Genomic DNA, 25943 nt, shown 5'->3' with positions numbered 1-25943 from the left:
GCGCCCGCCGCCGCGCCGCCTTACATCTGCCTCCCATGGCCAATAAGAAGCAGACATCCGACCCGAATTACAAAGTGATCGCCGAAAGCCGGCGGGCGCGGTACGATTACGCGATCGAAGATGATATCGAATGCGGCATCATGCTGGAGGGGTCCGAGGTCAAGGCGCTGCGCGGGGGCGGTTCCAACATCGCCGACAGCTATGCCGCGGTGGAGAACGGCGAGCTGTGGCTGGTGAACGCCTATATCCCGCCTTACGAGCAGGCCAAGCTGTTCAAGCATGAAGAGCGCCGCCGCCGCAAGCTGCTGGTATCGCGCAAAGAACTGTCGGATCTGTGGAACGCCACCCAGCGCAAGGGGATGACCCTGGTGCCGCTGGTTTTGTACTTCAACCACAAGGGCCGCGCCAAGATCAAGCTGGGCATCGCCAAGGGCAAGAAGAACCACGACAAGCGGGCGAGTGAGGCCAAGCGCGACTGGTCCCGCCAGAAGCAGCGGCTGTTGAAGGACGCACGCTGATCAGGGGAGGGCGCTGCCCTCTTGGCCTGGCGGCCAATTCACCCGAGGGTATTTCCAACCAGAAAGAAGCAGGGTTTGTGCGCCTGCAAGCGGATACCGATGCGTGTCATGGCATTGGTGTTATTCTGCCTGACAATCCCCTGCAGCCGGCCGGTGCCGCCGGGGCTGGTCCCGGGGTTCTGGGGGTGCTTTGGGTGTCTGACTGGTTAAGTCAGACATGCGTTGCCCTGCAGGTTCGCTTTTGGATCAAGCCCGGACAGAGACCGCGGCCCAGCGGGATGTGCCGCCGCCGCTGCCGAAGATCAGCGCCAGTGCAGACCGCGCTGAAACTGTACCTGTTAGGGGGTGGCTGCGATGTACTGGGCTATATTCTCTTTCCCAAGCAGGCGCCTGTGCGTCTCGAAGTCAGGGCCGGCAAAGACAATCCGCAGGTTTTCAACCTCCAGCAACGGCTGCAGCGCCTCGACGGGCAGACCGATCGCCCGGAGAATCGAAAGCTCTTTAAGGTTCTTAAGCGGGGTGAGATCGGTGACGGCTGTTCCGGAAATGCTGAAGTCCCAAAGGGTCTCCATGTCCTGCACCGCAGCAAGGCTGGACACGGCAGTATTGGTGAGCGACAGCACACGCAGGTTTTTGCCCGCCAGAGGCGCAAGGCTGGAGACGTCCGTGTCTGTCAGGTTCAGCTTGTGCAGCGCATCCAGCCCTTTCAGCGGTGTGATGTCGCTGATCCGGGTTCCGTCCAAGGCCAGCTCCTTCAGACCGGTTGCCCCTTTTATCGGGATCAGGTCCGCCACCTGCGTGTCTGACAGGATCAGGGTGTGCAATGCAGGTTTTCCCTCCAGCCCCTCCAGGTTTTTCAGCTGAGTTCCATCGGCGCGCAGCATCTCCAGCCGGTCGGAGGCGGCCAGTGCAGCCACGCTTTGGACCGGGCAATTGGAGATCCAGGCCACCTGCAGGTTGGTGCCTGCCAGCGGGCTGAGGTCAGAGACCTGAGTGTTGAAGGCAAGAAAAACCTCCAGCCCGGTAAGGCCTGACAGCGGGCTTAGGTCGGAGATACCGGAATCCGCGATATTCAGGCTTTGCAGCCGGGTCAGGCTGCTGGCAAAGGACAGATCGGTGACGTCCCCGGCACCCCAGACCGAGAGGTGTTCAAGCTGTGTCATCCGGGCCAGCGGGGTGAAATCCGGCGCGCGGACAGAATCAAGGCTGAGCCGCTTCAGCCGCGGCAGCCGGGTCAGTGGCACAAGGCCTGGCGCGGTGATGTTGACCAAGGCCAGCCTTTCCAGCTTTGGCATCGCGGCGAGGGGGGACAGATCGACAGGCTCCTTGAACCGCAGGTCGGCCATCAGTGTAAGGTCAGTCAGCTCAGTGAACTGGATCAGCCCCTGCAAGTCCGGCGTGTGGTTTCCAATCCGGACCTTTGCCTTCAAGTCGTTGCTGCCAATGCATGTTTTGCCGAAATCCACGCATTCCGCGCGCAAGGCACCGGGGCAGCACATGCCCGCTGCAATCAGAAATGCTGCAAGGAAACTGGGGAAACCGGACATACAATGGGCCTTTGCAGTGATATGCTGAAACTGGGGTCCATGTTATTACCGCTCCGTTAAAGCCCCGCAAGATTTTTGTAACCGCAGGTAGAGGGCGGCGCGGTCTTGCACCGCTGCGCCGCCGGATGTACCCATGGCGCATGCGCAGAAAGGGAGACGCTTTGATGCAGGATGATCCGAAGACGCTGGTTTCCACCGACTGGCTGGCCGCCCATCTGAAGGATCCGGACCTGCGGGTGCTGGACGCATCCTGGTATTTGCCGCAGGAAGACCGCGACCCCAAGGCTGAGTATGATGCGGCCCATATCCCCGGCGCGCGCTTTTTTGACATTGATGATATCTCGGACCACCGCTCGGAATTGCCGCATATGGTGCCGCCGGTTGAGAAGTTCATGTCCCGCCTGAGGGCGATGGGTGTGGGCGACGGCCATCAGGTTGTGGTCTATGACACTGCCGGGCTGAAATCCGCCGCCCGGGTCTGGTGGCTGTTCCGGCTGATGGGCCAGCACAACATCGCCGTGCTGGACGGCGGCTTCCCGAAATGGCAGGCCGAAGGCCGCCCGGTTGAAGACTTGCCGCCGGTGATCCGCGACCGCCATATGACCGTGCGGGTGCAAAACCACATGGTCCGTGATGTCACACAGGTGTCGTCTGCTGCCAAACTGGGCGACCATGAAATCATCGACGCCCGCGCCGCCGAGCGGTTCCGCGGCGATGTGCCGGAACCCCGCGAAGGTCTGCGGGCAGGGCATATCCCCGGATCGAAAAACGTGCCCTTTGGCAGCTTGCTGAATGCGGATGGCACCATGAAAGATGCTGATGGACTGGGCGCCGTGTTTGCCGCGGCCGGTGCCGATCTGAACAAACCTGTGATTACCACCTGCGGGTCGGGCGTCACCGCCGCCGTCCTCAGCCTTGCACTGGAGCGCATCGGCAAGACCGATCATGCGGTCTATGATGGGTCGTGGTCGGAATGGGGTGCCTTCCCGACCCTTCCCGTTGCTACCGGAGAGAACTGATGTTCGAGACCCTGAAACCCCAGCCCGCTGACAAGATCCTGGCGCTGATGCAAATGTACCGCGACGACCCGCGCGCGGACAAGATCGACCTTGGCGTCGGTGTTTACAAGAACGCCGAGGGCGTCACCCCGGTGATGCGCGCGATCAAGGCGGCTGAGCACAAGCTGTGGGAAGAACAGACCAGCAAGGCCTACGTCGGCCTGGCCGGCGATCCGGCCTATGCGGATGCGATGATCAAGCTGATTCTGGGCGATGCGGTGGCGCGTGGCAATATCGCGGCAGCCGCGACCCCCGGCGGCACCGGCGCGGTGCGCCAGGCGTTTGAGTTGATCAGGATGGCCAACCCCAAGGCCCGGGTGTTTGTGTCGGACCCGACCTGGCCGAACCATGTGTCGATCCTGAACTATGTCGGCATTGAGACCATCACCTACCGCTATTTCGACCGCGAAACCCGCGGTGTGAACTTTGATGGCATGATGGAAGACCTGAAAGGCGCGCAAAAAGGCGACGTGGTGCTGCTGCACGGCTGCTGCCACAATCCGACCGGTGCCAACCTCAATGAAGTGCAGTGGAAAGAGGTCATTGCGCTGCTGAACGAACGCGGGTTGATCCCGATGATCGACATTGCCTATCAGGGCTTCGGCAACGGTCTGGAAGAGGATGCGCTGGGTGTGCGCCTGGTCGCTTCCAGCTGCCCCGAGGTGCTGATTGCGGCCAGCTGCTCCAAAAACTTCGGCATCTACCGCGAGCGCACCGGCCTGTTGATGGCGGTGTCCAACGATGCGGGGGCGCAAGGGCTGAACCAGGGCACGCTGGCGTTTCTGAACCGCCAGAATTACTCTTTCCCGCCGGATCACGGCGCGCGTCTGGTGACGATGATCCTGAACGATGAGGCTTTGCGCGCCGATTGGGCGGCAGAGCTGGAAGAAGTGCGCCTTGGCATGCTGGACCTGCGCCAAAACCTTGCGGATGAATTGCAGCGGCTGACCGGCTCGGACCGGTTCGGCTTCATCGCCCAGCACCGCGGCATGTTCTCGCTTCTGGGCACCACGCCGGATTTGGTCGAGAAGATGCGGCAGGACAACGGCATCTACATGGTTGGGGACAGCCGCCTGAATATCGCGGGCCTTAATGCGCAAACCGTGCCGGTGCTGGCCAAGGCGATCGTCGACGCCGGCGTCTGAGGCCACGCCGTCAGGACAACCCGAAACGCGCTCCTTCCGGGGCGCGTTTTTCTATGGCGGCTGCAAATCCAAGACTTTTGGAAAAGTCTTGGCAAAAGTTTTCCAAAACTTTTGCGCGCTGCAAATACACAGACGGCGCTCCATGAAAGCGCCGTCCTTTTGTTTCAATGCTGTGCAATGGGTCAGCTTGGCGAGAATTCCGGATAGGCCTCCATGCCCAGCTCCGCCATGTCCAGCCCGTTGACCTCATCCTCTTCCTCCACCCGGATGCCGGTGGTGGCGCGCAGGATGATCCACACTATGGCCGAGGCGGCGATGGTGAAGACCCCCACCACGGCAATCCCGGTCAGCTGTTTCAACAGTGTTGCATCAGGGTTCGACAACACGACCGCAACAGTGCCCCAGATACCGCAAAGCAGATGCACCGGGATGGCGCCGACCACGTCGTCGATCTGCAGCTTGTCCAGGAACGGTACTGCAAAGACCACGATCACGCCGCCAATGGCACCGATCAGGGTGGAGAGCCCCAGACCCGGCGTCAGCGGTTCGGCAGTAATCGCCACCAGACCGGCCAGCGCGCCGTTCAGGATCATGGTCAAGTCCGGCTTTTTGAACAGCAGTTGCGTCAGCACCAGCGCGGCCACCGCGCCACCCGCTGCGGCGGCATTGGTATTGGCGAAGATCCGGCTAATGTCAGCCACATCCCCAATCGACCCCATCGCCAGCTGCGAGCCGCCGTTGAAGCCGAACCAGCCCATCCACAGGATGAACGTGCCAAGCGTTGCCAGCGCCAGGTTGGAGCCGGGCATCGGGACGGTCTTGCCGTCCTTGTATTTGCCAATGCGAGGCCCCAGGATCAGCGCCCCGGTCAGCGCCGCCCAGCCGCCCACCGAATGCACCACGGTCGAACCTGCGAAGTCCAGGAAACCCATCTGCTCCAGGAAGCCGCCGCCCCATTTCCAGCTGGCCTGGAACGGGTAGATCACCGAGGTCAGAACGATGGTGAAAATCAGGAAAGGCCACAGTTTGATGCGCTCTGCCAAAGTGCCCGAAACGATCGAGGCAGTGGCGGCACAGAACATCAGCTGAAAGAAGAAGTCCGAGCCGGTTGTGGCATAGGAATAGTCATCTGCACCTTCCGCGGTGATCCCCACCGCCTCCAGCACGCCGGGGCCGAATACTCCGGACAGCACACCGTCAACCGCCCAATTGCCCAGCGGATACATCAGGTTATAGCCGATCAGCCAGTAGAATACGGCAGCCAGCGAGAACAGCGCCATGTTCTTTGTAAGCTGCATGGTCACGTTCTTGGAGCGCACCAGGCCGGCCTCCAGCATGGCAAAGCCAGCGGCCATCCAGAACACCAGGCAGCCGCCGATCAGAAACAGCAGCGAGTTCAGGATGAATACGGTATCGGTCGCGGGGTTCACGCCCGGCGCAGGGCCGTCCTGGGCCAGTGCCAGACCCGGCAGCGCGGCCAGTGCCAGCGCCGCCAGGGGAAGTTTCAGGGTCTTCATAAGTCTTTCCTCCATGCCGGGCGCCTTCAGAGCGCCTCGAGGTTGGTTTCGCCGGTGCGCACCCGCACGGCCTGTTCCACGTCCAGAACAAAAATCTTGCCGTCGCCGATCTTGCCTTCACCCAGCTTCCCTGTGCGGGCGGACCCGGAAATTGCGCTGATGGCCTGGTCTGCCTGATCGGCGGGCACCACCAGTTCCAGCTTCAGCTTGGGGACAAAATTCACCTCGTATTCGGCGCCGCGGTAGATTTCCGTGTGCCCGGCCTGGGCGCCAAAGCCCTTGATTTCGGTGACCATCAGCCCGCTCACGCCAAGACCGGTCAGCGCCTCGCGGACCTCGTCCAGCTTGAAGGGCTTGATGGCGGCTATGATCATTTTCATCTCTGCATCCCTTGGTTTCCGCGCTGCTCCGGCCCTGAGCATCATGTCTGAGCCGATGCATTGTGCACCTGCAGCAAAACCCCCGGCCCGAGTCGTGCAAAGCCCAAGGCCAGCAAGTTTCCGCGTGTCATTCTGCGCACGCACAATAATTTTGCGCCTTTTGCCCGCTTCGCTTAAAAACCGGCCATCTGGCAAAGGGGGAAAGCTCCGGATTCTGCCCCCTCTACAAACCGGGGCGGGCAGGGTATTGTCCCGGGAAACGGGCAAACCGGGCAGGACATGACGATGGCACAAGGATCCGGGCGCAAGCCTTTGGTGGCAGAAAAACGCTATTCCGCGGGCGGCAAGGGCAAACCTTCCGCTGCGAAAAAGCCTGCGCGCAAGAAACCTGCACGCAAGGCCAAACCCAAGAAGACCGGCCTGTTCGGCCTGTTTTCCCGCAAAAAGACACGGGCGAAACCAGCGCCAAAGAAGCGCGGCTTCATCGGTCTCTTGCTGGCGCCTTTTGTCTGGGCGTTCCGGCTGGTCTGGGGCTTCAGCTGGCGCGTCGGCATGGTGGTCTGCCTGCTGGTCGGTCTGGCGGTGGCGCTGCAGTATGCCAAGCTGCCCGAGGTCTCGGCCTATCTGGACGGGCGCGCGCGCGGGTCGGTCACCCTGCTGGACCGCAAGGGGGACGTCTTTGCCTGGCGCGGCGATCAGTTTGGCGGGGTTATTCGGGCAGATACCGTTTCGCCGCACCTGAAGAACGCGGTTGTCGCGACCGAGGATAAGCGGTTTTACCGCCACTTCGGCATCTCCCCGCGCGGCGTCGCCAGCGCCATCCGCATCAACCTGCGCGAAGGCCGCGGTCCGCTGTCGGGCCATGGCGGTTCCACCATCACCCAGCAAGCCGCCAAATTGCTGTGCCTGGGCCGGGTCTATGATCCGGACGAATGGAAAAGCGAAAGCGCTTATGAGGCCGACTGCCGCAAGGGCTCGCTGTGGCGCAAGGGCACCGAGGCGATCTTTGCCCTGGCGATGGAGGCAAAGTACACCAAGGACGAGATCCTCTCGATCTACATGAACCGCGCCTATATGGGCGGCGGTGCATACGGTGCCGAGGCTGCAGCGCAACGCTATTTCGGAAAGTCCGCCAACCAGCTGAACCCGGCTGAAGGTGCGATGCTGGCGGGTCTGCTGACTGCGCCCTCGACGCTGGCGCCCACCAACAACCTGCAACGTTCACAGGACCGGGCGGCCACTGTACTGCGGCTGATGCAGGAGCAGGGCTATCTGACCACCGCCGAGATGCAGCAGAACCAGAACGCCCCCGCCGTGCTGAGCGAAGCCGCGGCGGCACGGGCAGGGGGGTACTTTGCCGATTGGGTGATGGATTCCATCCCGGATTTCCTGGGCGATCAGACCACCGAGGATGTGGTGATCCGCTCGACCCTGGATCAGCGCCTGCAGGGCGCGGCAGAGGAAGCACTGAAATACATCTTTGAGAATAAGGTCCGCCCGGGCTCCAAGGCGCAGGCGGCCATTGTGGTGATGAGCGCCGATGGCGCGGTGCGCGCGATGGTGGGCGGCCGCAAGACGCGGGTCTCCGGCGTGTTCAACCGCGCGACCCAGGCCAAACGGCAAACCGGATCGGCCTTTAAACCTTTTGTTTACGCCACGGCACTGGAGTTGGGCTATTCCCCCTACGACCGGGTGCTGGACGCAAAATACTGCATGAATATTCCCGGCTCCGGCCAGTGGTGCCCCGAGAATTATACCCGGAAGTATTATGGTGAAGTCACCCTGGCACGGGCGTTGCGGGATTCGCTGAATGTGCCGGCGGTGAAAGTCTCCGAGGCGGTGGGCCGGGACAAGGTCAGCATCGTGGCCAAGGATTTCGGCATCGACAGCGATCTGGCCGCAGGCCCGGCGCTGGCGCTGGGGGCCTCGGAAAGCACTCTGCTGGAGATGACCGGAGCCTATGCGGGCATCCTCAATGGCGGTTCCTCGGTGACGCCCTACGGGGTGACCGAGCTGAAGCTGGTGAACGACAGCGACGCGCTGATGGGTGCCAGCGGCGGCATCGGCGAGCGGGTGATCCGCCCCGAAGCCGCCCAGCAGCTGGTCTGGATGATGGAGAAAGTGATTTCGGGCGGCACCGGCAAGCGGGCGCAGATCCCGGGCTGGCAGGCGGCTGGCAAATCGGGGACGACTTCTGCCGCCAAGGATGCCTGGTTCATCGGGTTTACCGCGGAGTATGTGGCAGGGGTCTGGATGGGCTATGACGACAACACGCCGCTATCGGGTGTGACCGGCGGCGGCCTGCCGGCCGAGATCTGGCGCGAGACCATGGTGCGGGTGCATGACGGACTTACTCCCAAACCGCTGCCGATGCTGGAGCCTGCCCCGATCGCCCCGCCGCCGCAGCAAACCCGGCGCGAGCGCCGCCGCCGTCAGGGGCCGCAGCTGGGCAAGGAACTGGGCCGCGCGGTGGACAACATCCTGCGCGACATCCTCGGAAACTGACCGATTGCAGCAAACGTGGGGCTCCCGCCCGGTGAAGGCCCCCTGAGGGGGCCCTCCGCCAGTTGGGTCCGGCGCCGCACCTGACGGTGCGGCGCACGTCCTGCCCGCCGGGCAGGACGCCAGGCCCAACGGGAGCGCAGCATCCTGGATGCTGCAGCGACGGGCGGGAGTTTTTGCCTTTGCTCCGCAATGCGCCAGGCCGGACTGCAAATAAGAAAAGGCTCCCCGAAGGGAGCCCTTTGACTGTCATTCTTTGTGTGCCTGTTTCAGCTCAACCGCTTCAACTCTGCAATCAGCGCGTCGATGTCGCCCTTATGGCTGTCCAGAATGGCGCCGATCTCGGTGCGTTCGGTCAAGAGCAGGTTCACGCCTTCGATGAACATATTGAAGAACAGATCCCGGCCGGAGCGGTCCGACACCAGGAAGGTCACTTCAAACGGCGACTGGCCCTTGAGGTAGGCAATGGTGCTCACCTCATACCATTTCTTCACCTTCTTGACGCCTTTGACTTCCAGCTTGCCGCCGATGAATTCGCGAAAGCGCTTGCCGTATTTGCGCGAGATGTAGCCCTGGAACGCCTTGGAAAAGGCCTTCTTCTGGGACGCAGACGCCCGGCGCCCGTCCACACCCAGCGCATAGGCTGCGATATAGGATGTGTCGCTGTAGCGCTTGAAGATCCGCTCGAACTCGCGGAACATGGCGTTCTCGCCCTTGCCGGAATCGATCACCCGGTTGATGTCGCCGACCAGGCCGTTGATCAGCGTGCTGGCTCTGTTTTCGGTCAGCGCCCACAGGGCTTGCGGTGCGGCAATCAGAGCAGCGGCTCCGGCGCCCAGGCCGGTCAGGAATTTGCGGCGGTCCATATTCAAAATCCTTCAGTGTTCAGTTCGAACGGATCAATCTCCTGGATCTCCTCTCCATCCCCCAGCTGGAACCGGCGGTTCTGCAGATAGATCAGGCGCGATTGCGCATAGCTGTCGGCGCTCTCGTAGAGAATCGAGTCGATCGTGTCGGAATAGTTGCCACGATCGCCCATGCGGCGCACGATCTCAGCGTAAATTGTGATATTGTCGGCAGTATTCTGCTCGGCGTAGCCCAGCGGGTTGGTGAAGAAATCGACGGCAACCCCGACCGCGTCGCGGCTGGTGGAGGGGCCCAGCAGGGGCAGCTCCACATAGGCGCCTTCGCCGACGCCCCAGGTGTGCAATGTCTCGCCGAAATCGGTATCGACTGCGGGCACGTTGAATTCGCTGGCCGGGTCGGCAAGCCCGGCAAAACCGACGGTGGAGTTGATCACAAACCGCGAAAATGCATTGCCGGCCAGTTTCAGATCGCCCTGCAGCAGCGCATTGACCATCTGGCCGGGCATCGACAGGTTCTCGGCAAAATGCGAGAAGCTGGTCACCATCGGCGCCGGCACGATTGCCACATACCCTTTGGAGGCAGGCCGGAAGGCCAGCCGGTCAACGCCGCGGTTAAAGCTGTGAATGGTGCGGTTGGTGCGCTCATAAGGATCAAAGGCTTCACCCGAGGCCCGTGCAACCGGATCCTGTGTTGCGCAGCCGGCCGCAAAAACGGCCAAAATCAGCGCAGATACAAATTTCAGCGGTCGCAAAAGAAAAGGCATTCGGGTAAGTGTCCAATTGATGCTGGAACAGACGGGTCGGAGGGCAAATAAGGGTTCCTCAGCCTATTTCCAGTGCGATTACATTTATTCACCAGCTTGTGTCTGTTCTGATACAATTTCAGGCACTACCAATGGCCCGGGAACTTCTATTGCAGACTGACCATGAATAAAAGCATTTATAAGAGCGGTTATGATGAGCTTCGGGCTGTGCGTCAGCAGAGCCGGGGGCTGTACTGGTTCACCGGGATTTTCAGTTTCTTCGTGAACCTGCTGATGCTGACCGGGCCTTTGTACATGATGCAGGTCTATGACCGGGTGCTGGGCAGCCGCTCGGAGGCGACGCTGCTGGCGCTGTCTTTGCTGGTGGTGTTCCTCTACGGCATGATGGGGCTGCTGGATTACGCCCGCGGCCGGATCATGGCGCGGGTCGGGGCGCGGCTGCAGGCGGCGCTGGACCACCGGGTGTTCGATGCGATGATCCGGCGCTCGGCGGTGGCGCAGGATCCGGCGGCGCAGACCGGGCTGCAGGATCTGGAATCGGTGCAGCGGCTGATCTCCTCGCCGGTGCTGACCGCCGCCTTCGACCTGCCCTGGACCCCGGTCTTTCTGGCGGGCATTGCCCTGTTCCATCCCTGGCTTGGGCTGCTGGCCCTGGGCGGCGGCGCAGTGCTGGTGATGATTGCGATCCTCAACCAGCTGTTCACCCGGCTGCCGGTGCAAAAGGCCAATATGACCGGCCACAAGGCCAATCTGATGTCCGAGGAGATCCGCAACGAGGCCGAGATGATCCAATCGATGGGCATGCGCGGCGCGGCTTTCGGGCGCTGGAAGCAAGGCCGCGATGCGGCGCTCACCGACAGTGTGACGGCCAATGACACCGGCGGCGGCTTCACCACGCTGACCAAGACGCTGCGGCTGTTCCTGCAGTCGGCGATGCTGGGGCTTGGCGCCTATCTGGTGCTGCAGGGCGAGGTGACGCCGGGAGCGATGATCGCGGGGTCGATCCTGATGGGCCGCGCCCTGGCGCCGATCGAACTGGGCCTGGGCCAATGGGCGATGGTGCAGCGGGCGCTGAAGGGCTGGCACAGCCTGGCCGAACTGCTGGCCAAAGTGCCGGAGGAGGCCGAGCGCACGGCGCTGCCGAAACCCAAGGCGCTGCTGGAAGTGCAGGGCATGGCGGTGGTGCCGCCGGGCAGCAAGACGCCGCTGTTGCGCAATGTCAGCTTCCGGGTGCAGCCGGGCCAGGCAATCGGGGTGATCGGGCCGTCGGGCTCGGGCAAATCGACCCTGGCACGGGCGCTGACCGGGGTCTGGGCGCCGGCCGCGGGCTCGGTGCGGCTGGACGGGGCGGCGCTGGATCAATACGCGCCGGATGTGCTGGGCGGCCACATCGGCTATCTGCCGCAGCGGGTGCAGGTGTTTGACGGCACCATTGCCCAGAACATCGCCCGGCTGCAGCAGCAGCCGGATGCCGAAAAGGTGGTGGAAGCCGCCAGGAAGGCCGCCGCCCATGAGATGATCCTGAAACTGCCCGAAGGCTATGACACCAAGGTTACCGCCACCGGCGGGCGGCTGTCGGGCGGCCAGATGCAGCGGGTCGGCCTGGCCCGGGCGCTTTATGCCGATCCGGTGATCGTGATCCTGGACGAGCCGAACTCGAACCTCGACAACGAAGGCTCGATCGCGCTCAATCAGGCGATCAAGCAGATCAAGGCCGAGGGCCGCTCGGTGCTGATCATGGCGCACCGGCCCGCGGCGATCCAGGAATGCGACATGCTGCTGGTGATCGACAAGGGCACCCAGACCGCCTTTGGCCCCAAGGACAAGGTGCTGCAGGAAATGGTCGCCAACCACCAGAACATCCGCCAGGCCACTGGCACAGGAGGCGTGCGATGAGCGGGCAAAGCAACTGGCCGGCCCGGCGGCCGCTGATCATCGGCCTTTTGGCGTTGCTGGTGCTGGTGGGCGGCTTCGGTTCCTGGTCGGTGCTGTCGTCGATTTCCGGCGCGGTGGTGGCGACGGGGCGCATCGAGGTCGACCGCAACCGCCAGATCGTGCAGCATCTGGACGGCGGCATCGTGGCTGAAATCCTGGTTGATGAGGGCGACACCGTGGCCGAAGGCGCCACGCTGATCCGGCTGGACGCCAATGAGCTGACCTCGCAGCTGGTGATCACCGAGGGCCAGCTGTTCGAGCTGATGGCGCGCCGCGGCCGGCTGGAAGCCGAGCGCGACACCGCCGCTGCGATCACCTTTGAGCCGGAGCTGCTGCAGGCGGCTGAAGTGCAGCCGGATGTCAGCGATCTGGTGCAGGGCCAGCGCCGCCTGTTCCAGGCCCGCAAGGACACCACCGCCCGCGAGATCGAGCAGCTGGAGAAGCGCCGCACCCAGATCCAGGAGCAGATCCGCGGCGTCGAGGCGCAGCAGACCTCGATGAATGTGCAGCTGGGGCTGATCGGCGAGGAGCTGGAGAGCCAGCAATCGCTCCTGGACCGCGGGCTGGCACAGGCGGCGACGGTGCTGAACCTGCGCCGCACCCAGGCCGATCTGCAGGGCCGGCTGGGCGAGCTGGTGGCCTCGGAAGCACAGTCCGAGGGCCGCATCACCGAGATCGACATCGAGATCCTGAAGCTGGCCACCAGCCAGCGCGAGGAGGCGATCAGCCGGCTGCGCGACCTGCGCTACCAGGAGCTGGAGCTGGCCGAAAACCGCCGCTCGCTGCAGGGCCGCCTGGCGCGGCTGGATATCACCGCGCCGGTTTCCGGCATTGTCTACGGGCTGCAGGTGCAGACGCCGCGCTCGGTGATCCGCCCTGCGGATCCGGTTTTGTACCTGGTGCCGCAGGACCGGCCGCTGGTGATTGCGGCGCAGGTGGCGCCGACGGATATCGACCAGCTGTACACCGGCCAGGAGGTCACTTTGCGGTTCTCGGCGCTGGACCAGCGCTCGACGCCCGAGCTGTTTGGCCATGTCACCCAGGTCTCGGCGGATTCCTTTGAGGATCAGGGCAGCGGGATTTCCTATTACCGCGCCGAGATCGAGCTCAACCCCGGCGAACGCGGCCGCCTGCCTGCGGGCACGGTGCTGATTCCGGGGATGCCGGTGGAAAGCTACATCCGCACCGCCGACCGCTCGCCGCTGGCCTATCTGGTTAAGCCGCTCGCAGACTACTTCAACAAGGCCTTCCGCGAAAGCTGAAGGCTGCCTGCCCCGGGAAAACGGCGGCCCTTCAACGGGGCCAAGAATGCGCAAAGCCGCACTGGTACTTCGTATTTGCTCTTTCCGAATTCCATCTGTCCGGGTAGCGTCCCGGCCAGCAAAGACTCGGAAGGAAATCGGCCATGAGCATTGAAGCAAAACTGAAGGAGCTTGGCGTAACCCTGCCCGAAGCACCGGCACCGGCGGCAAACTATGTGCCTTATGTGGTTTCGGGCGATATGGTTTACATCGCAGGCCAGATCTCGGCTGATGAAAACGGGCTGATCACTGGTAAGCTGGGCGCTGATCTGGACGTCGAGGCCGGCCAGGCTGCGGCCAAGCGCTGTGCAATCGCGCTTCTGGCCCAGCTCAAGGCAGCTTGCGGCGGTGATCTGGACCGGCTGGTGCGGGTCGTCAAGCTGGGCGCATTTGTGAACTCGGCCCCTGACTTCACCGGCCAGCCGATGGTTGTGAACGGCGCCTCCGACTTCCTGGTCGAAGCCCTGGGCGATATCGGCCGCCATGCGCGTTCTGCGGTCGGCTCGGTGTCGCTGCCACTGGGTGTCGCAGTGGAAATCGACGGCGTTTTCCAGATCAAATGAAGCCCGCCCTGCCTGCCGCTATCCTGACTGTCCCGCTGGCCCATCGTGCGCTGCATGATGCCGCGGACGGGCGCCCGGAAAACAGCCGCGCTGCCATCCGGGCAGCGATTGCGGCGGGTTATGGGATTGAGATCGATCTGCAGCTGTCCAGTGACGGCTGCGCCATGGTCTTTCATGACAACGATCTGGACCGGCTGGCGGAAGCCTCGGGGCCGGTCCGCGCCAGGACCTGCAGCGCGTTGCAGGCAATTCCGTTGAAAGGCGGCGACGGGGAAGGCATTCCGGAACTGGCGGAAGTGCTGGAGTTGGTGGCAGGCCAGGTGCCGCTGCTGATCGAGCTGAAGGATCAGAACGGGGAAATGGGCCTTACCGATGGTGCGCTGGAGCGGGCCACGGCAAAGGCGCTTAAGGGCTATGCCGGCCCTGTGGCTGTGATGTCCTTTAACCCCAATTCAGTTGCGGAACTGGCCCGGCTGGCGCCGGATATTGCCCGCGGCATCACCACCAGCGCCTATGATCCCGCGGAATGGCCGGAGCTGCCCAGGGCGGTCTGCGACGGCCTGCGCGGCATTCCGGATTTCGCGCGTACCGGGTCGAGCTTTATCAGCCACGAGGCCGGCGATCTGCCCCGTCCGCGGGTGCAGGCGCTGCGCAACGATGGGGTGCCGGTGCTATGCTGGACCGTGACCTCTGCGGCGGAGGAAACCGCGGCGCGTGTCTTTGCCGACAATGTGACGTTTGAACAGTACCTCTCGCCGCTAACACCTTGATCCCGCAGGCGCAGACCCCACATCTTTGAAGCGGTGCGGAGGAATTGCATGACCCAGGCGCAAATCGAAATCCGGATGCTGGCCTCACTGTCGCAGATCGCGGCAGAGGACTGGGATGCCTGTGCCTGTCCTGAGGCGGCAGACGGCACCCGTCCGCTGGACCCGTTCACCACCCACCAGTTTCTGAGCGCGCTGGAAGACAGCGGCTCGGTCGGGCCGGGCACCGGCTGGCAGCCGCAATATCTGACAGCCTATCAGGACGGGCTGCTGATCGCCTGTGCGCCGCTTTACGCCAAGGGGCACAGCCAGGGCGAATATATCTTCGATCACAATTGGGCGCATGCTTACGAACAGGCCGGCGGTCATTACTACCCCAAGCTGCAGGTCGCGGTGCCCTTTACCCCGGCCACGGGACGGCGTTTTCTGGTGCGCCCCGGCTTTGACGGTATCGGCCATTCGGCGCTGGTTCAGGGGGCGGTGCAACTGGCAGCCGACAACAAACTGTCATCGCTGCATGTGACCTTCTGCACGCAGGACGAGGCAAGGATGGGGGCGGAGATGGGGCTGATGCGCCGCTCTACCCAGCAGTTTCACTGGCAAAACGACGGTTATGCCGATTTCGAAGGTTTCATGCGGGCGCTGTCCTCGCGCAAGCGCAAGAACATCCGCAAGGAGCGGATGCAGGCGCAGTGCTTTGGCGGCGAGATCCGGGTGTTTCAGGGCAGCAGCCTGCAGCCTGAGCATTGGGATGCCTTCTGGGAATTCTATCAGGACACCGGTGCGCGAAAATGGGGTGCGCCTTATCTGACGCGGCAATTCTTCGATATCGCCCATCACACGATGGCGCAGAATATGGCGCTGATTCTGGCGGAGCGCAACGGGCGCTATGTTGCGGGCGCCTTGAATTTCATAGGCCGCGAAACGCTTTACGGGCGTTATTGGGGCTGTGTTGAGCACCATCCCTGCCTGCATTTCGAGCTGTGTTATTATCAGGCGATAGAGCTGGCGATAGCCCTGGGGCTTGACCGGGCTGAGGCGGGCGCGCAGGGTGAACACAAGCTGGCGCGCGGCTATCTGCCGTGCGAGACGCACAGCTTGCACTGGATCGGCGATCCCGGGTTTGCCGGGGCCGTTGAACGCTACCTCGAGGCTGAACGGGCCGCCACCGAGGAAGAGATTGAAATCCTGACCGATTACGGCCCGTTCCGCAAAGCCCAAGTGGAGGAGCAAGAATGACGGAGAAACTGTCCGACGCCACCCGCGGTCCGCTGCTGGAGCCGCTGTTTGCCACCGGCTGGGAAATGGTGGAGGGCCGGGATGCTATCACCAAGGTCTTCAAGTTCAGCAATTTCGCCGATGCCTTCGGCTGGATGACCCGCGCCGCGATCTGGGCCGAAAAATGGAACCACCACCCGGAGTGGAGCAATGTCTACAACCGGGTGACGGTGGTTCTTACCACCCATGATGTGGACGGGGTCAGCGCGCTGGATGCCAAACTGGCGCGCAAGATGGACGGGCTGTTCGGCGAGCCGCAGACGTGAACGGACGCTCTGACGGAAAGGTCAGCAATTCTGTCCAAATGTTTCGCGCGCGAAACATTCCGGCAGGCATGCTGACCTTATTTTTCACCGTTTATTAAGGGGTTGCCCTGCGGCCGCCGGGGCAGGCAGCCGCAGCCGGAACAGGGGTCAGCCCATTGATTCCAGCAAGCCTTCGCCCGCGGAAAGTTCGCACTGGCCGGGGTTTTCTTCCTTGTTGAGAACTTTCACTTCACCGTCCTCCACCAGCATCGCATAGCGCAGCGAGCGGCCGATCAGACCGGCTGAGGGCACGTCCAGACGCATGCCGATTGCCTCGGTCAGCGTGCATTCGGCATCCGACAGCATGGTAATCCCGGCCTCGGCCGCACCGGTGTTTTCGCCCCAGATGTTCATGACAAACGGGTCATTGCCCGCCAGGCAGATGATTTCCTCAACACCTTTGGCCGCGAACTGATCCTTGGTGCGGATGAAGCTGGGCACATGCGCCGAATGGCAGGTGCTGGTAAAGGCGCCGGGAACCGCGAACAGCACGACTTTGCGCCCCTTCAGCTTGTCTGACAGCTGCACCTGCTCGGGGCCGTTGTCTCCGATGAGCGTCAGTGTCGCGTCCGGCAATTGGTCTCCAACAGAAATCATCGCAGGTTCCTCTTTCTCATGATTGCGTTTTGGAGCCCCGGGTATATAGGGTCCGATGAAAGCGTGACGGGAACTGCTGAGGGAGGCAAGGGATTATGTCCCACATCGTCGTTATTGGAGCAGGGCAGGCCGGGTCCTCGCTGGTGGCAAAACTGCGCAAGGACGGGTTTGACGGGGAGATTACCCTGATCGGCGCTGAAGCGGCGTTGCCCTATCAGCGCCCGCCCTTGTCCAAGGCCTATTTGCTGGGCGAGATGGAGCTGGAACGCCTGTTCCTGCGGCCAGAAAGTTTCTATGCGGACAACAACATCACCCTGAAGCTGGGCCAGCGGGTGACTGGCATCGATCCCGCAGCCAAAACTGTGAGCCTGGGCGATGAGCTGATCCCTTACGACCAGCTGGCGCTGACCACCGGTTCCGACCCGCGCCGCTTGCCGGCGGCGATCGGCGGCGATCTGGACGGCGTCTATGTGGTGCGCGGATTGACCGACGTTGATGCAATGGCGCCGCATGTGACCGAGGGCAAGCGTGCGCTGATCGTCGGCGGCGGCTACATCGGGCTGGAGGCAGCCGCGGTCTGCGCCAAGCGCGGCGTGCAAGTGACGCTGGTCGAGATGGCCGACCGCATCCTGCAGCGGGTGGCGGCGCCGGAAACCTCGGACTTCTTCCGCAGCCTGCATTCCTCCCACGGAGTGGACATCCGAGAAGGCGTCGGGCTGGAGCGGCTGGAAGGCGAGAACGGCAAGGTGACCCGCGCAGTGCTGAGCGGCGGTGAAGCCGTTGAGGTGGATTTTGTCGTCGTTGGCGTCGGTATCACCCCGACGTCGCAACTGGCTGAAATGGCCGGGCTGGAGCTGGACAACGGTATTAAGGCAGACGCCAAGGGCCGCACTTCGGACGCCGCGATCTGGTCGGCGGGCGATTGTGCCTCCTTCCCGTTTCAGGGCAAGCGCATCCGCCTGGAAAGCGTGCCGAACGCCATTGATCAGGCCGAAGTGGTGGCGCAGAACATGCTGGGTGCGGACAAAGAGTATATTGCCACACCCTGGTTCTGGTCCGATCAGTATGACGTCAAATTGCAGATCGCGGGCCTGAACACCGGCTATGACAATGTGGTCACCCGCCAGGGCGAGGGCCGGCAGGTGTCGTTCTGGTATTACAAGAGCGATCAGCTGGTGGCAGTGGACGCGATGAATGACCCGCGCGCCTATATGGTGGGCAAACGCCTGATCGATATGGGTAAGACAGCGGATAAAGCGGTGGTTGCCGACCCGGCTGCCGATCTGAAGCCGCTGCTGAAAGCGTGAGGATCATCGCAGGAGACTTCCGCGGCCGTGCCTTGGCCGCGGTGGGCAAGGGCGATGCGGGCGCCCATCTGCGCCCGACCACCGACCGGGTGCGCGAAAGCCTGTTCAACGTGCTGATGCACACCGGCGCCATTCCCGGCGCCCGGGTGCTGGACCTGTTTGCAGGCACCGGCGCGCTGGGGCTGGAGGCGCTGTCACGCGGCGCGGCTGAGGCGGTTTTTGTGGACGACGGGCGCGTGTCAGGCGGTTTGATTCGCAAAAACATCACCATTTGCCGCGCCGAAAACCGCTGCACCCTGGCCCGCCGCGACGCGCTGAAGCTGGGGCAGAACCCGGCGGCACCCTTTGATCTGATCTTCCTTGATCCGCCTTATGGCAAGGGGCTGGGGGAAAAGGCCTTGGCCGCAGCTGTGGCCGGCGGCTGGGTGGCGCAAGACGCTCTGGTGGTCTGGGAAGAAAACGCACCGGTCGCCGCACCGGAAGGATTCGAGCTGCAGGACAGCCGGAAATACGGCGATACCCACATTTCGCTGATGTGGAAAGCCGCCTGAGGCAGCCTTCCTGAGGCAATTTGCTGCAAGTCCTGCACGGATAGTGGAAAACAGGGCATTTTCCGTGCAGTTCACAGCCGCTGGTCCGGCGCGTTTCCCAGTGCAGGGCCGCAGTCTTTTGGCGCATCACTGCTGCGGAACCCCGGCAGGTTTTGCCAAGGCTGTTGCCGTTTCCACAGCGAATACGATCCCGGCGAAACCTCGCAATTATCCCACCCTTGCCCCGATCTTGCCCGATTTCACCCGCATCACTGGGGGCAACACGGATACACGAGGATGGGTGAATATGGACCGACTGACCGAGATGGAGGCCTTTGCCAATGTGGTGGACCAGGGCGGCTTCACCGATGCGGCACGCAAGATGGGGATCTCGAAATCCGCAGTCTCCAAGCATGTTTCAAGCCTGGAAACCCGGCTTGGCGCGCGGCTTTTGAACCGTACCACCCGCCGGGTGTCCCCGACCGAGATTGGCCTCGCCTATTATGACCGTGCCCGCCGGGTGCTGAATGACGCAGGCGAAGCGGATGCGCTGGTCACCTCGATGCAATCTGCCCCTTCGGGTCTGCTCAGGATTTCGGTCGCCACTGATTTCGGCGTCAATCACCTGTCGCCGGTGCTGTCGGACTTCCTGCAGGATTTCCCGGACATCACCGTCAACATGGTGCTGAACAACCGCTATGTAGAGCTGATCTCCGAAGGCTTCGACATGGCGGTCCGCATCGGCGAGCTGGAAGACAGCTCCCTGCGGGCCCGCAAGCTGACCGAAACCACCAAGCGGATGATCGCCTCTCCCGCCTATCTGGAGAAATACGGCCGCCCGCAAAAGATTGATGAATTGAACAGCCACAAGCTGCTGCATTACTCCAGCCAGTCCAGCGGCAACGTCTGGAAGATCACAGCGCCGTCGGGTGAAAAACGCCAGGTGCGCACCTCAGGCTGGCTGTCGGTGAATGACGGGCAGTCACTGCTGAATGCGGCGATTTCGGGCCTCGGCATCGCCTATCTGCCCAGCTTTCTCTACTCGGAGGCGCTGGAAGAAGGGCTGGTCGAAGACGTGATGCCCAGCCTGCCGGTGGAAACCCAAGGCATCTATGCGGTCTACCCGCCCGGAAAATTCACCCAGCCCAAAGTCCGGGCCTTCATTGACTTTCTGGTGCAGGCCTTTGCCGACCGCGACCCGTCGGAATGGAAAACCTGAACCGGTTCTACGGAAAACCGGACCAAGATATCCCTCGAAGACCTGCCCCCGCACCGAATGCGGGGGCCTTTTTTAAGCCGAAGCCTCTGCTTTCCGCCCGAAACACCGCGGGAAAGGCTCCCGTCCGTCCCCGGTCAATCACAGATTGACCCGAGCCAGGCCCAACGCCGCCAAGGGGTCTTGGCAAAGCCAAGGCACCTGCGGGGGCGGGAGTTTTCCAGTGCGCATCTTTTGCAGCGCCTCATTCGGCGAGCAGCACCGCTTCCACCCGCCGGTTGGCTTCTCGGCCTTCCGGGATCAGATTGCTGGCAATCGGGGCCAGGAAACCGGCACCGGCGACCTCGATCCGGGCCGCATCTGCGCCCAGCTCCTTGATCAAACGGTCTTTCACCGATTGCGCGCGGCGTTTGGAAATACCGATGTTCTGCTGCTGCGAACCCACCGTGTCGGTATGCCCCACCAGCAGCAGCCGGTATTGCGGATTGGCGGCCAGATAGTCCGCAAGCGCGCGCAGGCTGGCATAGGAGCCGTCCTGCAGCCGGGTGGAGCCGCTTTGAAACACCAGATCCGTCAGAACAGCGTGGCCGCGCACCTCCAGCAGCTTGGCCAGTTCTACCGGCCGCACCGTTCCGGACGTCCCGGCGTCAGGTTTCACCACTGCCGGCGCGGCTGTTGCCGTTGCAGCCGATCCAGGCGGATGCACTGTGATCATTTGCAAAAAAGCCGCGCCGCCTGCGCGCGAGACCAGAAGCGAGACCGCCTCGTCCCCCTTGGCCGCAGACAGGAAGTGATAGCTGGAGATATCCACCATCATGTCCGGCGACGGCACCACCTCGATCCCGAAGCGGAAGCCGAAACCGCCGCAATCGCGCGCGGCACAATCCAGCAGCACCTCATAGCCATCAGCCTGCAGCTGGTCCCGCAAGGGCGCCAGGATCTGCAGCACGGTGCTGTTTCCCTCGACCCGCCAGGTGCGGCGCAGAATCCGCCCTTCGAACCGGCGCGAGGGGACTTTGTCCGCCTCTTCCGGCCCGGTCGGCAGCTGGTAAACACCAAGCGCCGTGATCCGTTCCGAAACAGCAGACGCGCCGGCCGGCAGGGTGATCTCAGCCGCCGCCGGCAAAGCCGGAAGCAGCATCACCGCGGCTGCCCAAATCAAACGTCTTAGCGGCACTGGCTGTGGTATTCCGGGTTGGGAACCATGGCAGTGGCGCTGGCCACCCGGTTGGACATGTTGAAGAAACCCGCAACATTGGCAATGTCCCAGATGTCCCGGTCGCTGAAGCCTGCATCCCGCAGGCCTTGCCGGTCCGTCTCACCGATTTCCGCGCTGGCAGTGGTCATCCTGGCTGCAAAATCCAGCATTGCGCGCTGGCGCGCCTCCAGAGGCGCCACCCGGTAGTTCATCACCAGCATTTCACCCAGAGCCGGATCGCCTGACAGCTGCCGCACTGCCGCGCCATGCGCCACCAGGCAGTAGAAACAGCGGTTGATCGCCGAGACCACCACGGCGATCATCTCACGCTCCAGCTTGCTGAGGCCGCTGTCCGCCAGCATCAGGTCATTGTACATGGCGGTAAACGCATTCAGCTTTTCGATATCAAAGGCATTGGCCTTGAGCACGTTGGGCACAAAGCCCAGCTTTTCGACGCAGATATCGAAATACTTCTGCGTCTCAGGCGGCAGCGGATCCGCCATCGGCAGATCCAGGGCTGTGGGCGGGGTCTGATCCGTCATTGTTCAATGACCTTCCTGTAAAATCCGGTAGTGGTACTGTCCGGCGCATTTCATGCCGAGGGAAGCATAAAGCCCGTTGGCGCCCTCGTTACGTTTCGTGCACAGCACCGCCAGCTCGGTCGCGCCGTTTTCCCGCGCCCAGAATGCCGCCTGGCGCATCATCCAGGCGCCCATGCCGCAACGGCGCTGGTGCGGCAGGATTTCCAGTGCGTGGACCATTGCCACCCCATTGTGAATGGCAACAAACCCGGCGCCTGCCGGTTTGTCCTTGTGACGGGCCAGCAGCCCGGTCTTTGGCCCCTGTACCCGCTGCATCACCGCCAGGCGTTCAGGCCCGATGCCGCCCTGCGCCCAGATCTCGCGCTGGATCGCCAGCGGTTCCCAGACGCAAAAGGCGGTGACCCGCGGCACCGGGATGTCCGTCAAATGCGCGGCCGGGCAGGTCCACAGGCTGACCGGATCCTTGACCGCATAGCCGCGTGCAGCCAGCTGCGCGTCCAGATCCGTCTCGCCATCGCGGATCATGAACAGGCAGTCCTGGCCCATCGCGCGCATTGCGTCCTCAGCGGCGGCAATTTCCGCATCCGAGGCAGTGCCGTGTACGGTCGCCGCCGACACCCGGCTGCCGCCGCCCTGACCATCGCGCAGGGTCACGGGGCCCAGGCTGCGGGTGGCGGCAGGCGGCCAAGTCGCCTCGGTCACGGCGTAGTAACGGGGATCGGTGGTCACTGATCCAGCTCCTTTGCCAGTTCTGTCATTGCCGCATCAATGCGCGCGCCATCGGTGCCGCGGATCACGATATTGGCGCCAAAGGCGCCGTCTTTTTGGAACGGATAACAGCCGACTGACAGATCCTCGTAAGCCTCGGCCAGTACGCGCAGCGGGCCGGCAATCTCCCCTTCGCCGCGCAGCACCCGCAGGGTCTGCGACAGCATCGGCTGGCCGCCGGTCAGGGTCGGCATCACGCTGGCCACCATCGCCTGAAAGATCAGCGGCACACCGGCCATCACATGCACATTTCCAAGGGTGAACCCCGGCGCGGCCGAGACCGGATTGTCGATCAGCGCGGCGCCCTCCGGAATGCGTGCCATCCGCAGGCGGGCCTCGTTCAATTCCAAGCCTTGGGTGTCGTAATGCGCTTGCAGGATCGCGCGGGCGTCATCGCGGACACCCAGATGCGCGTCAAAGGCTTTGGCGATGCAATCGGCTGTGATGTCGTCATGTGTCGGCCCGATGCCGCCGCTGGTGAATACATGGCCGTAAGCCCCGGCCAGCGCCTGTACTGCGGCTATGACCGCGGTCTCAGTATCGCTGACAATGCGCACTTCCATCAGATCAATGCCGTGTTTTGCCAGCTCGCCTGCCAGATAGTGCATATTGGCATCGCGGGTGCGGCCCGACAGGATTTCATCCCCGATGACCAGCATGGCAGCCGTTGGGTTGGCCATGATCTTCCTCCCTTGATACCTCGTCTTTGCAGATATAGGCCTAAGCCCATGCGCTTTGAAACCCCTCTGATCCCCGCCGTGCTGATCCGCCGCTACAAACGTTTCCTTGCCGATTGCCGGCTGGAGGACGGGCGCGAGGTTACCGCCCATTGCGCCAATCCCGGCAGCATGATGGGGCTGGCAGAGCCGGGCATGAAGATCTGGCTGGAGCCGAACGACGACCCGAAGAAAAAGCTGAAATACGGCTGGCGCCTGGTTGAGCACGCGGACGGCCATTTCACCGGTGTTGATACTTCGGTTCCGAACCGCGCCCTGCGGGCTGCGCTGGAAGCCGGAGAGATCGCGGAACTTAGCGCTTATAATACCGTGCGCCCCGAGGTGAAATACGGCGAGAACAGCCGCGTCGACTTTCTGTTGCAGCAAGACGGGCTGCCGGATTGCTATGTCGAAGTGAAAAGCGTGACGCTGTCGCGGGAACCGGGTCTGGCGGAATTCCCGGACAGCGTCACCGCCCGCGGCACAAAACACCTTGGCGAATTGGCCAATATGGCGGCCCGGGGCCACCGCGCGGTGATGCTGTATCTGGTGCAGCGCACCGACTGCGACCGGTTTCAACTGGCTGCAGATATCGACCCGGCCTATGCCGCCGCCTTTGCCAGCGCCTATTCGGCCGGGGTGGAGCGGCTGGTGCTGGGCACCAGGATCTCGCCGCAAGGGGTCGAGGCCGGCGCACCGATCGCCGCTGCACCTTAGCAACGCCGGCCTGCTGGTCAGGCGGCCTTGCTGGCCTCGTCTTCCTGGCTGGCAGCTTCGGCGTGAACCAGTGTCCGGGTCGGGAAGGGAATATCGACCCCGGCTGCATCCAGTGCTTCTTTGACCTTGCGCTTCATGTCGGCCTGATACTGAAAGTACTCGGCTGCATCGACCCAGACACGCACCAGAAAATCCACCGAACTGCTGTTCAGCGCATTGACCTGGATGAAGGGTTCCGGATCGCTGTGCGAGCGGCTGTCGGCCATGATCGTGTCGCGGATCACCTGTTCTGCCGTGGCCAGGTTGGCGCCATAGCCGACACCAAAAGTCCACTCTGCCCGGCGGGTGTCGAAAGACGAGTAATTGGTGATGGTATTGCCCCAAACCTCGGAGTTGGGAATGATCACCTTCAGATTGCTGAGGCTGGCGATGACAGTATTGTTCAGGGTCATTTCATGCACCGTGCCCATTTCGCCGTTCACATCGATGAAATCACCCAGCTTGAACGGGCGGAACAGGATGATCATCACGCCTGCTGCTACATTCGATAGCGCACCCTGCATGGCCAGGCCGATCGCCAGGCCGGCGGCACCGATGGCCGCCACAATCGAGGTGGTCTTGACGCCAAAGGTATTCAGAACAAACAGCACCGCAAAGGCGAGAATGACATAGCGCGCAAGATTGCCGAGGAAATGAAACAGGGTCACGTCGAGTTTGGCGTGGGTATCGCCCAGTGCCACGATCCGCCGCTTGACCCAGCGCGCGGCGATGAAGCCTGCCAGAAGAATGACAGTTGCGGCCAGCACGTTGCCCAAGGCCTGTGCCAGAAATTCCAGCGTCACCAGATCGGCCAGTGATTTTCCTCCGTAAATCTCAGTCTTCATCAGGTCATCAATGTTATCCATGCCGCTGCATTCCTCCTGGCTTGTGCTGTTTCCGCTCTCCCGGTCCAACGCAGCAAGCTTGAAAAAGTTCCACCAAGCCGCCGCTGCCCCCTCTGGCCCTTTTGGCCAAGACCCCTTAGATAGCTACGGAACAAAACCCGATGGAGCTCCGCCTGATGAGATCGAAAGACGGCCGCACAACCAAGGACGGCATCCGCATTCATGAAGCCGGCGATTTTGCCGGCATGCACAAGGCGGGTGCCTTGGCGGCGCGTATTCTGGACGAGATTGCCGCGCATGTGTTTCCGGGCCAGACCACTGGCGAGATCGACCGCCTGATCACCCAAAAGGTTGAGGATGCCGGCGCCAAGTCCGCAACCATCGGTTACAAAGGCTATCAGCACGCCAGCTGCATCTCGGTGAACCATGTGGTTTGCCACGGCATTCCCGGCGACAAAAAGCTGAAGGATGGCGACATCCTGAATATCGACGTGACTGTGATTGTTGACGGCTGGTTCGGCGACACTTCGCGGATGTTTGTGGCGGGCAAGCTGCCGCGCAAGTCCGAGCGTCTGATCCAGGTCACCCATGATTCGCTGATGAAAGGGATCGAGGCGGTGAAGCCCGGCAATACCTTTGGTGACATCGGCCATGCGATCCAGGTTTACGCCGAAAGCCAGCGGATGAGCGTGGTGCGCGATTTCTGCGGCCACGGATTGGGCACGGTCTTTCATGCGCCGCCCAACGTGCTGCACTATGGCCGCCCCGGTACCGGCCCGGTGCTGGAAGAGGGCATGTTCTTCACCATTGAGCCGATGATCAACATCGGCCGCCCGGAGACCAAGATCCTGGCGGATGAATGGACCGCCGTCACCCGCGACAAGTCGCTGTCGGCGCAGTTTGAGCATTCGATCGGGGTCACCGCGGACGGGGCCGATATTTTCACCCTGTCGCCGGCCGGGAGATTCCACCCGACCTACGGGTAAGCTGTCAGGGCGGCGGGGGGGGGGGGGGGGCGCCCC

26 protein-coding genes are annotated in these 25943 nt (G+C 62.7%); 15 read left to right on the top strand and 11 right to left on the bottom strand.

All coding sequences use genetic code 11. The features are described from left to right. Positions 1-35: 35 nt before the first annotated feature. Positions 36-518 carry an SsrA-binding protein SmpB gene (smpB, locus tag L1069_RS13545; protein ID WP_129372117.1) on the top strand — a complete coding sequence of 161 codons (483 nt, stop codon included), beginning with the start codon at positions 36-38 and terminating at the stop codon, positions 516-518. A 338-nt stretch (positions 519-856) separates the two neighbouring features. Here the strand turns inward: smpB and L1069_RS13540 are convergent, their stop codons facing one another. Beyond that, positions 857-2065 carry a leucine-rich repeat domain-containing protein gene (locus L1069_RS13540; RefSeq protein WP_237456014.1) on the bottom strand — a complete coding sequence of 403 codons (1209 nt, stop codon included), beginning with the start codon at positions 2063-2065 and terminating at the stop codon, positions 857-859. A 164-nt stretch (positions 2066-2229) separates the two neighbouring features. On the opposite strand from L1069_RS13540, the gene sseA reads away from it, so the two are divergent. Both sseA and L1069_RS13530 read left to right on the top strand, forming a co-directional pair. Then, on the top strand, positions 2230-3084 hold the full coding sequence (gene sseA, locus L1069_RS13535; protein WP_129372116.1) for a 3-mercaptopyruvate sulfurtransferase: 855 nt from the start codon (positions 2230-2232) through the stop codon (positions 3082-3084). Beyond that, positions 3084-4268 carry an amino acid aminotransferase gene (locus L1069_RS13530; protein WP_237456013.1) on the top strand — a complete coding sequence of 395 codons (1185 nt, stop codon included), beginning with the start codon at positions 3084-3086 and terminating at the stop codon, positions 4266-4268. The genes sseA and L1069_RS13530 overlap by 1 nt, the downstream gene beginning before the upstream one ends. A gap of 182 nt (positions 4269-4450) precedes the next feature. Here the strand turns inward: L1069_RS13530 and L1069_RS13525 are convergent, their stop codons facing one another. Together L1069_RS13525 and L1069_RS13520 are read right to left on the bottom strand one after the other, a co-directional pair. Beyond that, on the bottom strand, positions 4451-5785 hold the full coding sequence (locus tag L1069_RS13525; protein ID WP_237456012.1) for an ammonium transporter: 1335 nt from the start codon (positions 5783-5785) through the stop codon (positions 4451-4453). A gap of 26 nt (positions 5786-5811) precedes the next feature. Next, positions 5812-6165: a P-II family nitrogen regulator gene (locus tag L1069_RS13520; protein WP_134828975.1), complete on the bottom strand. Its 354-nt coding sequence runs from the start codon at positions 6163-6165 to the stop codon at positions 5812-5814. A 285-nt stretch (positions 6166-6450) separates the two neighbouring features. Here L1069_RS13520 and L1069_RS13515 point away from each other — a divergent pair, with 285 nt between their 5' ends. Further along, positions 6451-8670 (top strand): PBP1A family penicillin-binding protein, encoded by a 2220-nt coding sequence (locus L1069_RS13515; protein WP_237456011.1) that lies wholly within the window; start codon positions 6451-6453, stop codon positions 8668-8670. 266 nt (positions 8671-8936) lie between these two features. Here the strand turns inward: L1069_RS13515 and L1069_RS13510 are convergent, their stop codons facing one another. After that, a complete protein-coding gene (locus L1069_RS13510; protein ID WP_129372111.1) occupies positions 8937-9533 on the bottom strand; it encodes an ABC transporter substrate-binding protein in 597 nt (198 codons plus the stop codon). Positions 9534-9535: 2 nt separating this feature from the next. Further along, the gene (locus L1069_RS13505; protein ID WP_237456010.1) at positions 9536-10297 is read right to left on the bottom strand and encodes a VacJ family lipoprotein; all 762 of its coding nucleotides are present in this window, start codon (positions 10295-10297) and stop codon (positions 9536-9538) included. Between the two features lie 162 nt (positions 10298-10459). Here L1069_RS13505 and L1069_RS13500 point away from each other — a divergent pair, with 162 nt between their 5' ends. The 6 genes from L1069_RS13500 to L1069_RS13475 all read left to right on the top strand — a co-directional run bounded on the left by L1069_RS13500 (position 10460) and on the right by L1069_RS13475 (position 16407). After that, positions 10460-12193: a type I secretion system permease/ATPase gene (locus tag L1069_RS13500; RefSeq protein ID WP_129372109.1), complete on the top strand. Its 1734-nt coding sequence runs from the start codon at positions 10460-10462 to the stop codon at positions 12191-12193. After that, positions 12190-13494 carry an HlyD family type I secretion periplasmic adaptor subunit gene (locus L1069_RS13495; RefSeq protein WP_134828978.1) on the top strand — a complete coding sequence of 435 codons (1305 nt, stop codon included), beginning with the start codon at positions 12190-12192 and terminating at the stop codon, positions 13492-13494. Before L1069_RS13500 ends, L1069_RS13495 begins: the two co-directional genes overlap by 4 nt. Before the next feature lie 143 nt (positions 13495-13637). Next, positions 13638-14096, top strand: coding sequence for a RidA family protein (locus L1069_RS13490; protein WP_129372107.1), 459 nt, complete (start codon positions 13638-13640; stop codon positions 14094-14096). Further along, positions 14093-14866, top strand: coding sequence for a glycerophosphodiester phosphodiesterase family protein (locus L1069_RS13485; RefSeq protein ID WP_134828979.1), 774 nt, complete (start codon positions 14093-14095; stop codon positions 14864-14866). The genes L1069_RS13490 and L1069_RS13485 overlap by 4 nt, the downstream gene beginning before the upstream one ends. A 48-nt stretch (positions 14867-14914) precedes the next feature. Next, positions 14915-16102 carry a GNAT family N-acetyltransferase gene (locus tag L1069_RS13480; protein WP_237456009.1) on the top strand — a complete coding sequence of 396 codons (1188 nt, stop codon included), beginning with the start codon at positions 14915-14917 and terminating at the stop codon, positions 16100-16102. Then, positions 16099-16407, top strand: a complete 309-nt coding sequence (locus tag L1069_RS13475) for a 4a-hydroxytetrahydrobiopterin dehydratase (RefSeq protein ID WP_237456008.1) — start codon at positions 16099-16101, stop codon at positions 16405-16407. The genes L1069_RS13480 and L1069_RS13475 overlap by 4 nt, the downstream gene beginning before the upstream one ends. Positions 16408-16554: 147 nt before the next feature. Here the strand turns inward: L1069_RS13475 and L1069_RS13470 are convergent, their stop codons facing one another. Beyond that, the gene (locus L1069_RS13470; protein ID WP_129372103.1) at positions 16555-17043 is read right to left on the bottom strand and encodes a peroxiredoxin; all 489 of its coding nucleotides are present in this window, start codon (positions 17041-17043) and stop codon (positions 16555-16557) included. Between the two features lie 95 nt (positions 17044-17138). Between L1069_RS13470 and L1069_RS13465 the strand changes: the two genes are divergently transcribed. The 3 genes from L1069_RS13465 (at position 17139) to L1069_RS13455 (ending at position 20099) form a co-directional block, all read left to right on the top strand. Then, positions 17139-18350, top strand: a complete 1212-nt coding sequence (locus tag L1069_RS13465) for an FAD-dependent oxidoreductase (protein ID WP_237456007.1) — start codon at positions 17139-17141, stop codon at positions 18348-18350. Beyond that, positions 18347-18901, top strand: coding sequence for a 16S rRNA (guanine(966)-N(2))-methyltransferase RsmD (gene rsmD, locus L1069_RS13460; RefSeq protein WP_129372101.1), 555 nt, complete (start codon positions 18347-18349; stop codon positions 18899-18901). Before L1069_RS13465 ends, rsmD begins: the two co-directional genes overlap by 4 nt. A 286-nt stretch (positions 18902-19187) precedes the next feature. Continuing rightward, positions 19188-20099 carry a LysR family transcriptional regulator gene (locus tag L1069_RS13455; RefSeq protein WP_129372100.1) on the top strand — a complete coding sequence of 304 codons (912 nt, stop codon included), beginning with the start codon at positions 19188-19190 and terminating at the stop codon, positions 20097-20099. Positions 20100-20340: 241 nt separating this feature from the next. Here L1069_RS13455 and L1069_RS13450 read toward each other — a convergent pair whose 3' ends face one another. The 4 genes from L1069_RS13450 to L1069_RS13435 are packed head-to-tail and all read right to left on the bottom strand — an operon-like array spanning position 20341 to position 23284. Then, positions 20341-21237, bottom strand: a complete 897-nt coding sequence (locus tag L1069_RS13450; protein ID WP_237456006.1) for an OmpA family protein — start codon at positions 21235-21237, stop codon at positions 20341-20343. A gap of 26 nt (positions 21238-21263) precedes the next feature. Beyond that, on the bottom strand, positions 21264-21836 hold the full coding sequence (locus L1069_RS13445) for a peroxidase-related enzyme (RefSeq protein WP_237456005.1): 573 nt from the start codon (positions 21834-21836) through the stop codon (positions 21264-21266). 3 nt (positions 21837-21839) lie between these two features. After that, the gene (locus tag L1069_RS13440; RefSeq protein ID WP_237456004.1) at positions 21840-22565 is read right to left on the bottom strand and encodes a GNAT family N-acetyltransferase; all 726 of its coding nucleotides are present in this window, start codon (positions 22563-22565) and stop codon (positions 21840-21842) included. After that, entirely contained in the window at positions 22562-23284 is a 723-nt protein-coding gene (locus tag L1069_RS13435) for a molybdopterin-binding protein (RefSeq protein WP_134828985.1), read from the bottom strand. The genes L1069_RS13440 and L1069_RS13435 overlap by 4 nt, the downstream gene beginning before the upstream one ends. Positions 23285-23332: 48 nt before the next feature. Here L1069_RS13435 and sfsA point away from each other — a divergent pair, with 48 nt between their 5' ends. After that, a complete protein-coding gene (sfsA, locus tag L1069_RS13430; RefSeq protein WP_237456003.1) occupies positions 23333-24037 on the top strand; it encodes a DNA/RNA nuclease SfsA in 705 nt (234 codons plus the stop codon). A gap of 17 nt (positions 24038-24054) precedes the next feature. Here the strand turns inward: sfsA and L1069_RS13425 are convergent, their stop codons facing one another. Beyond that, positions 24055-24942 carry a mechanosensitive ion channel family protein gene (locus L1069_RS13425; protein ID WP_129372094.1) on the bottom strand — a complete coding sequence of 296 codons (888 nt, stop codon included), beginning with the start codon at positions 24940-24942 and terminating at the stop codon, positions 24055-24057. Positions 24943-25097: 155 nt separating this feature from the next. On the opposite strand from L1069_RS13425, the gene map reads away from it, so the two are divergent. Continuing rightward, positions 25098-25907 (top strand): type I methionyl aminopeptidase, encoded by an 810-nt coding sequence (gene map / locus L1069_RS13420; protein WP_129372093.1) that lies wholly within the window; start codon positions 25098-25100, stop codon positions 25905-25907. Positions 25908-25943 lie beyond the last annotated feature (36 nt).

The sequence above is a fragment of the Leisingera sp. MMG026 genome, from assembly GCF_021654205.1.
GTDB lineage: Bacteria > Pseudomonadota > Alphaproteobacteria > Rhodobacterales > Rhodobacteraceae > Leisingera.
This window is presented reverse-complemented; position numbering and strand designations above follow the sequence as displayed.

Excerpts from the sequence above, each read along its gene's own strand:
- L1069_RS13465 (WP_237456007.1), top strand. The coding sequence starts at position 17,139 with ATGTCCCACATCGTCGTTATTGGAGCAGGGCAGGCCGGGTCCTCGCTG.
- L1069_RS13490 (WP_129372107.1), top strand. The coding sequence starts at position 13,638 with ATGAGCATTGAAGCAAAACTGAAGGAGCTTGGCGTAACCCTGCCCGAA.
- sfsA (WP_237456003.1), top strand. The coding sequence starts at position 23,333 with ATGCGCTTTGAAACCCCTCTGATCCCCGCCGTGCTGATCCGCCGCTAC.
- smpB (WP_129372117.1), top strand. The coding sequence starts at position 36 with ATGGCCAATAAGAAGCAGACATCCGACCCGAATTACAAAGTGATCGCC.
- L1069_RS13525 (WP_237456012.1), bottom strand. The coding sequence starts at position 5,785 with ATGAAGACCCTGAAACTTCCCCTGGCGGCGCTGGCACTGGCCGCGCTG.
- L1069_RS13505 (WP_237456010.1), bottom strand. The coding sequence starts at position 10,297 with ATGCCTTTTCTTTTGCGACCGCTGAAATTTGTATCTGCGCTGATTTTG.
- L1069_RS13540 (WP_237456014.1), bottom strand. The coding sequence starts at position 2,065 with ATGTCCGGTTTCCCCAGTTTCCTTGCAGCATTTCTGATTGCAGCGGGC.
- L1069_RS13450 (WP_237456006.1), bottom strand. The coding sequence starts at position 21,237 with ATGCTGCTTCCGGCTTTGCCGGCGGCGGCTGAGATCACCCTGCCGGCC.
- L1069_RS13520 (WP_134828975.1), bottom strand. The coding sequence starts at position 6,165 with ATGAAAATGATCATAGCCGCCATCAAGCCCTTCAAGCTGGACGAGGTC.
- L1069_RS13470 (WP_129372103.1), bottom strand. The coding sequence starts at position 17,043 with ATGATTTCTGTTGGAGACCAATTGCCGGACGCGACACTGACGCTCATC.
- L1069_RS13435 (WP_134828985.1), bottom strand. The coding sequence starts at position 23,284 with ATGGCCAACCCAACGGCTGCCATGCTGGTCATCGGGGATGAAATCCTG.
- L1069_RS13510 (WP_129372111.1), bottom strand. The coding sequence starts at position 9,533 with ATGGACCGCCGCAAATTCCTGACCGGCCTGGGCGCCGGAGCCGCTGCT.
- L1069_RS13425 (WP_129372094.1), bottom strand. The coding sequence starts at position 24,942 with ATGGATAACATTGATGACCTGATGAAGACTGAGATTTACGGAGGAAAA.
- sseA (WP_129372116.1), top strand. The coding sequence starts at position 2,230 with ATGCAGGATGATCCGAAGACGCTGGTTTCCACCGACTGGCTGGCCGCC.
- L1069_RS13475 (WP_237456008.1), top strand. The coding sequence starts at position 16,099 with ATGACGGAGAAACTGTCCGACGCCACCCGCGGTCCGCTGCTGGAGCCG.
- L1069_RS13455 (WP_129372100.1), top strand. The coding sequence starts at position 19,188 with ATGGACCGACTGACCGAGATGGAGGCCTTTGCCAATGTGGTGGACCAG.
- L1069_RS13485 (WP_134828979.1), top strand. The coding sequence starts at position 14,093 with ATGAAGCCCGCCCTGCCTGCCGCTATCCTGACTGTCCCGCTGGCCCAT.
- L1069_RS13480 (WP_237456009.1), top strand. The coding sequence starts at position 14,915 with ATGACCCAGGCGCAAATCGAAATCCGGATGCTGGCCTCACTGTCGCAG.
- L1069_RS13500 (WP_129372109.1), top strand. The coding sequence starts at position 10,460 with ATGAATAAAAGCATTTATAAGAGCGGTTATGATGAGCTTCGGGCTGTG.
- L1069_RS13445 (WP_237456005.1), bottom strand. The coding sequence starts at position 21,836 with ATGACGGATCAGACCCCGCCCACAGCCCTGGATCTGCCGATGGCGGAT.
- L1069_RS13495 (WP_134828978.1), top strand. The coding sequence starts at position 12,190 with ATGAGCGGGCAAAGCAACTGGCCGGCCCGGCGGCCGCTGATCATCGGC.
- L1069_RS13530 (WP_237456013.1), top strand. The coding sequence starts at position 3,084 with ATGTTCGAGACCCTGAAACCCCAGCCCGCTGACAAGATCCTGGCGCTG.
- L1069_RS13515 (WP_237456011.1), top strand. The coding sequence starts at position 6,451 with ATGGCACAAGGATCCGGGCGCAAGCCTTTGGTGGCAGAAAAACGCTAT.
- map (WP_129372093.1), top strand. The coding sequence starts at position 25,098 with ATGAGATCGAAAGACGGCCGCACAACCAAGGACGGCATCCGCATTCAT.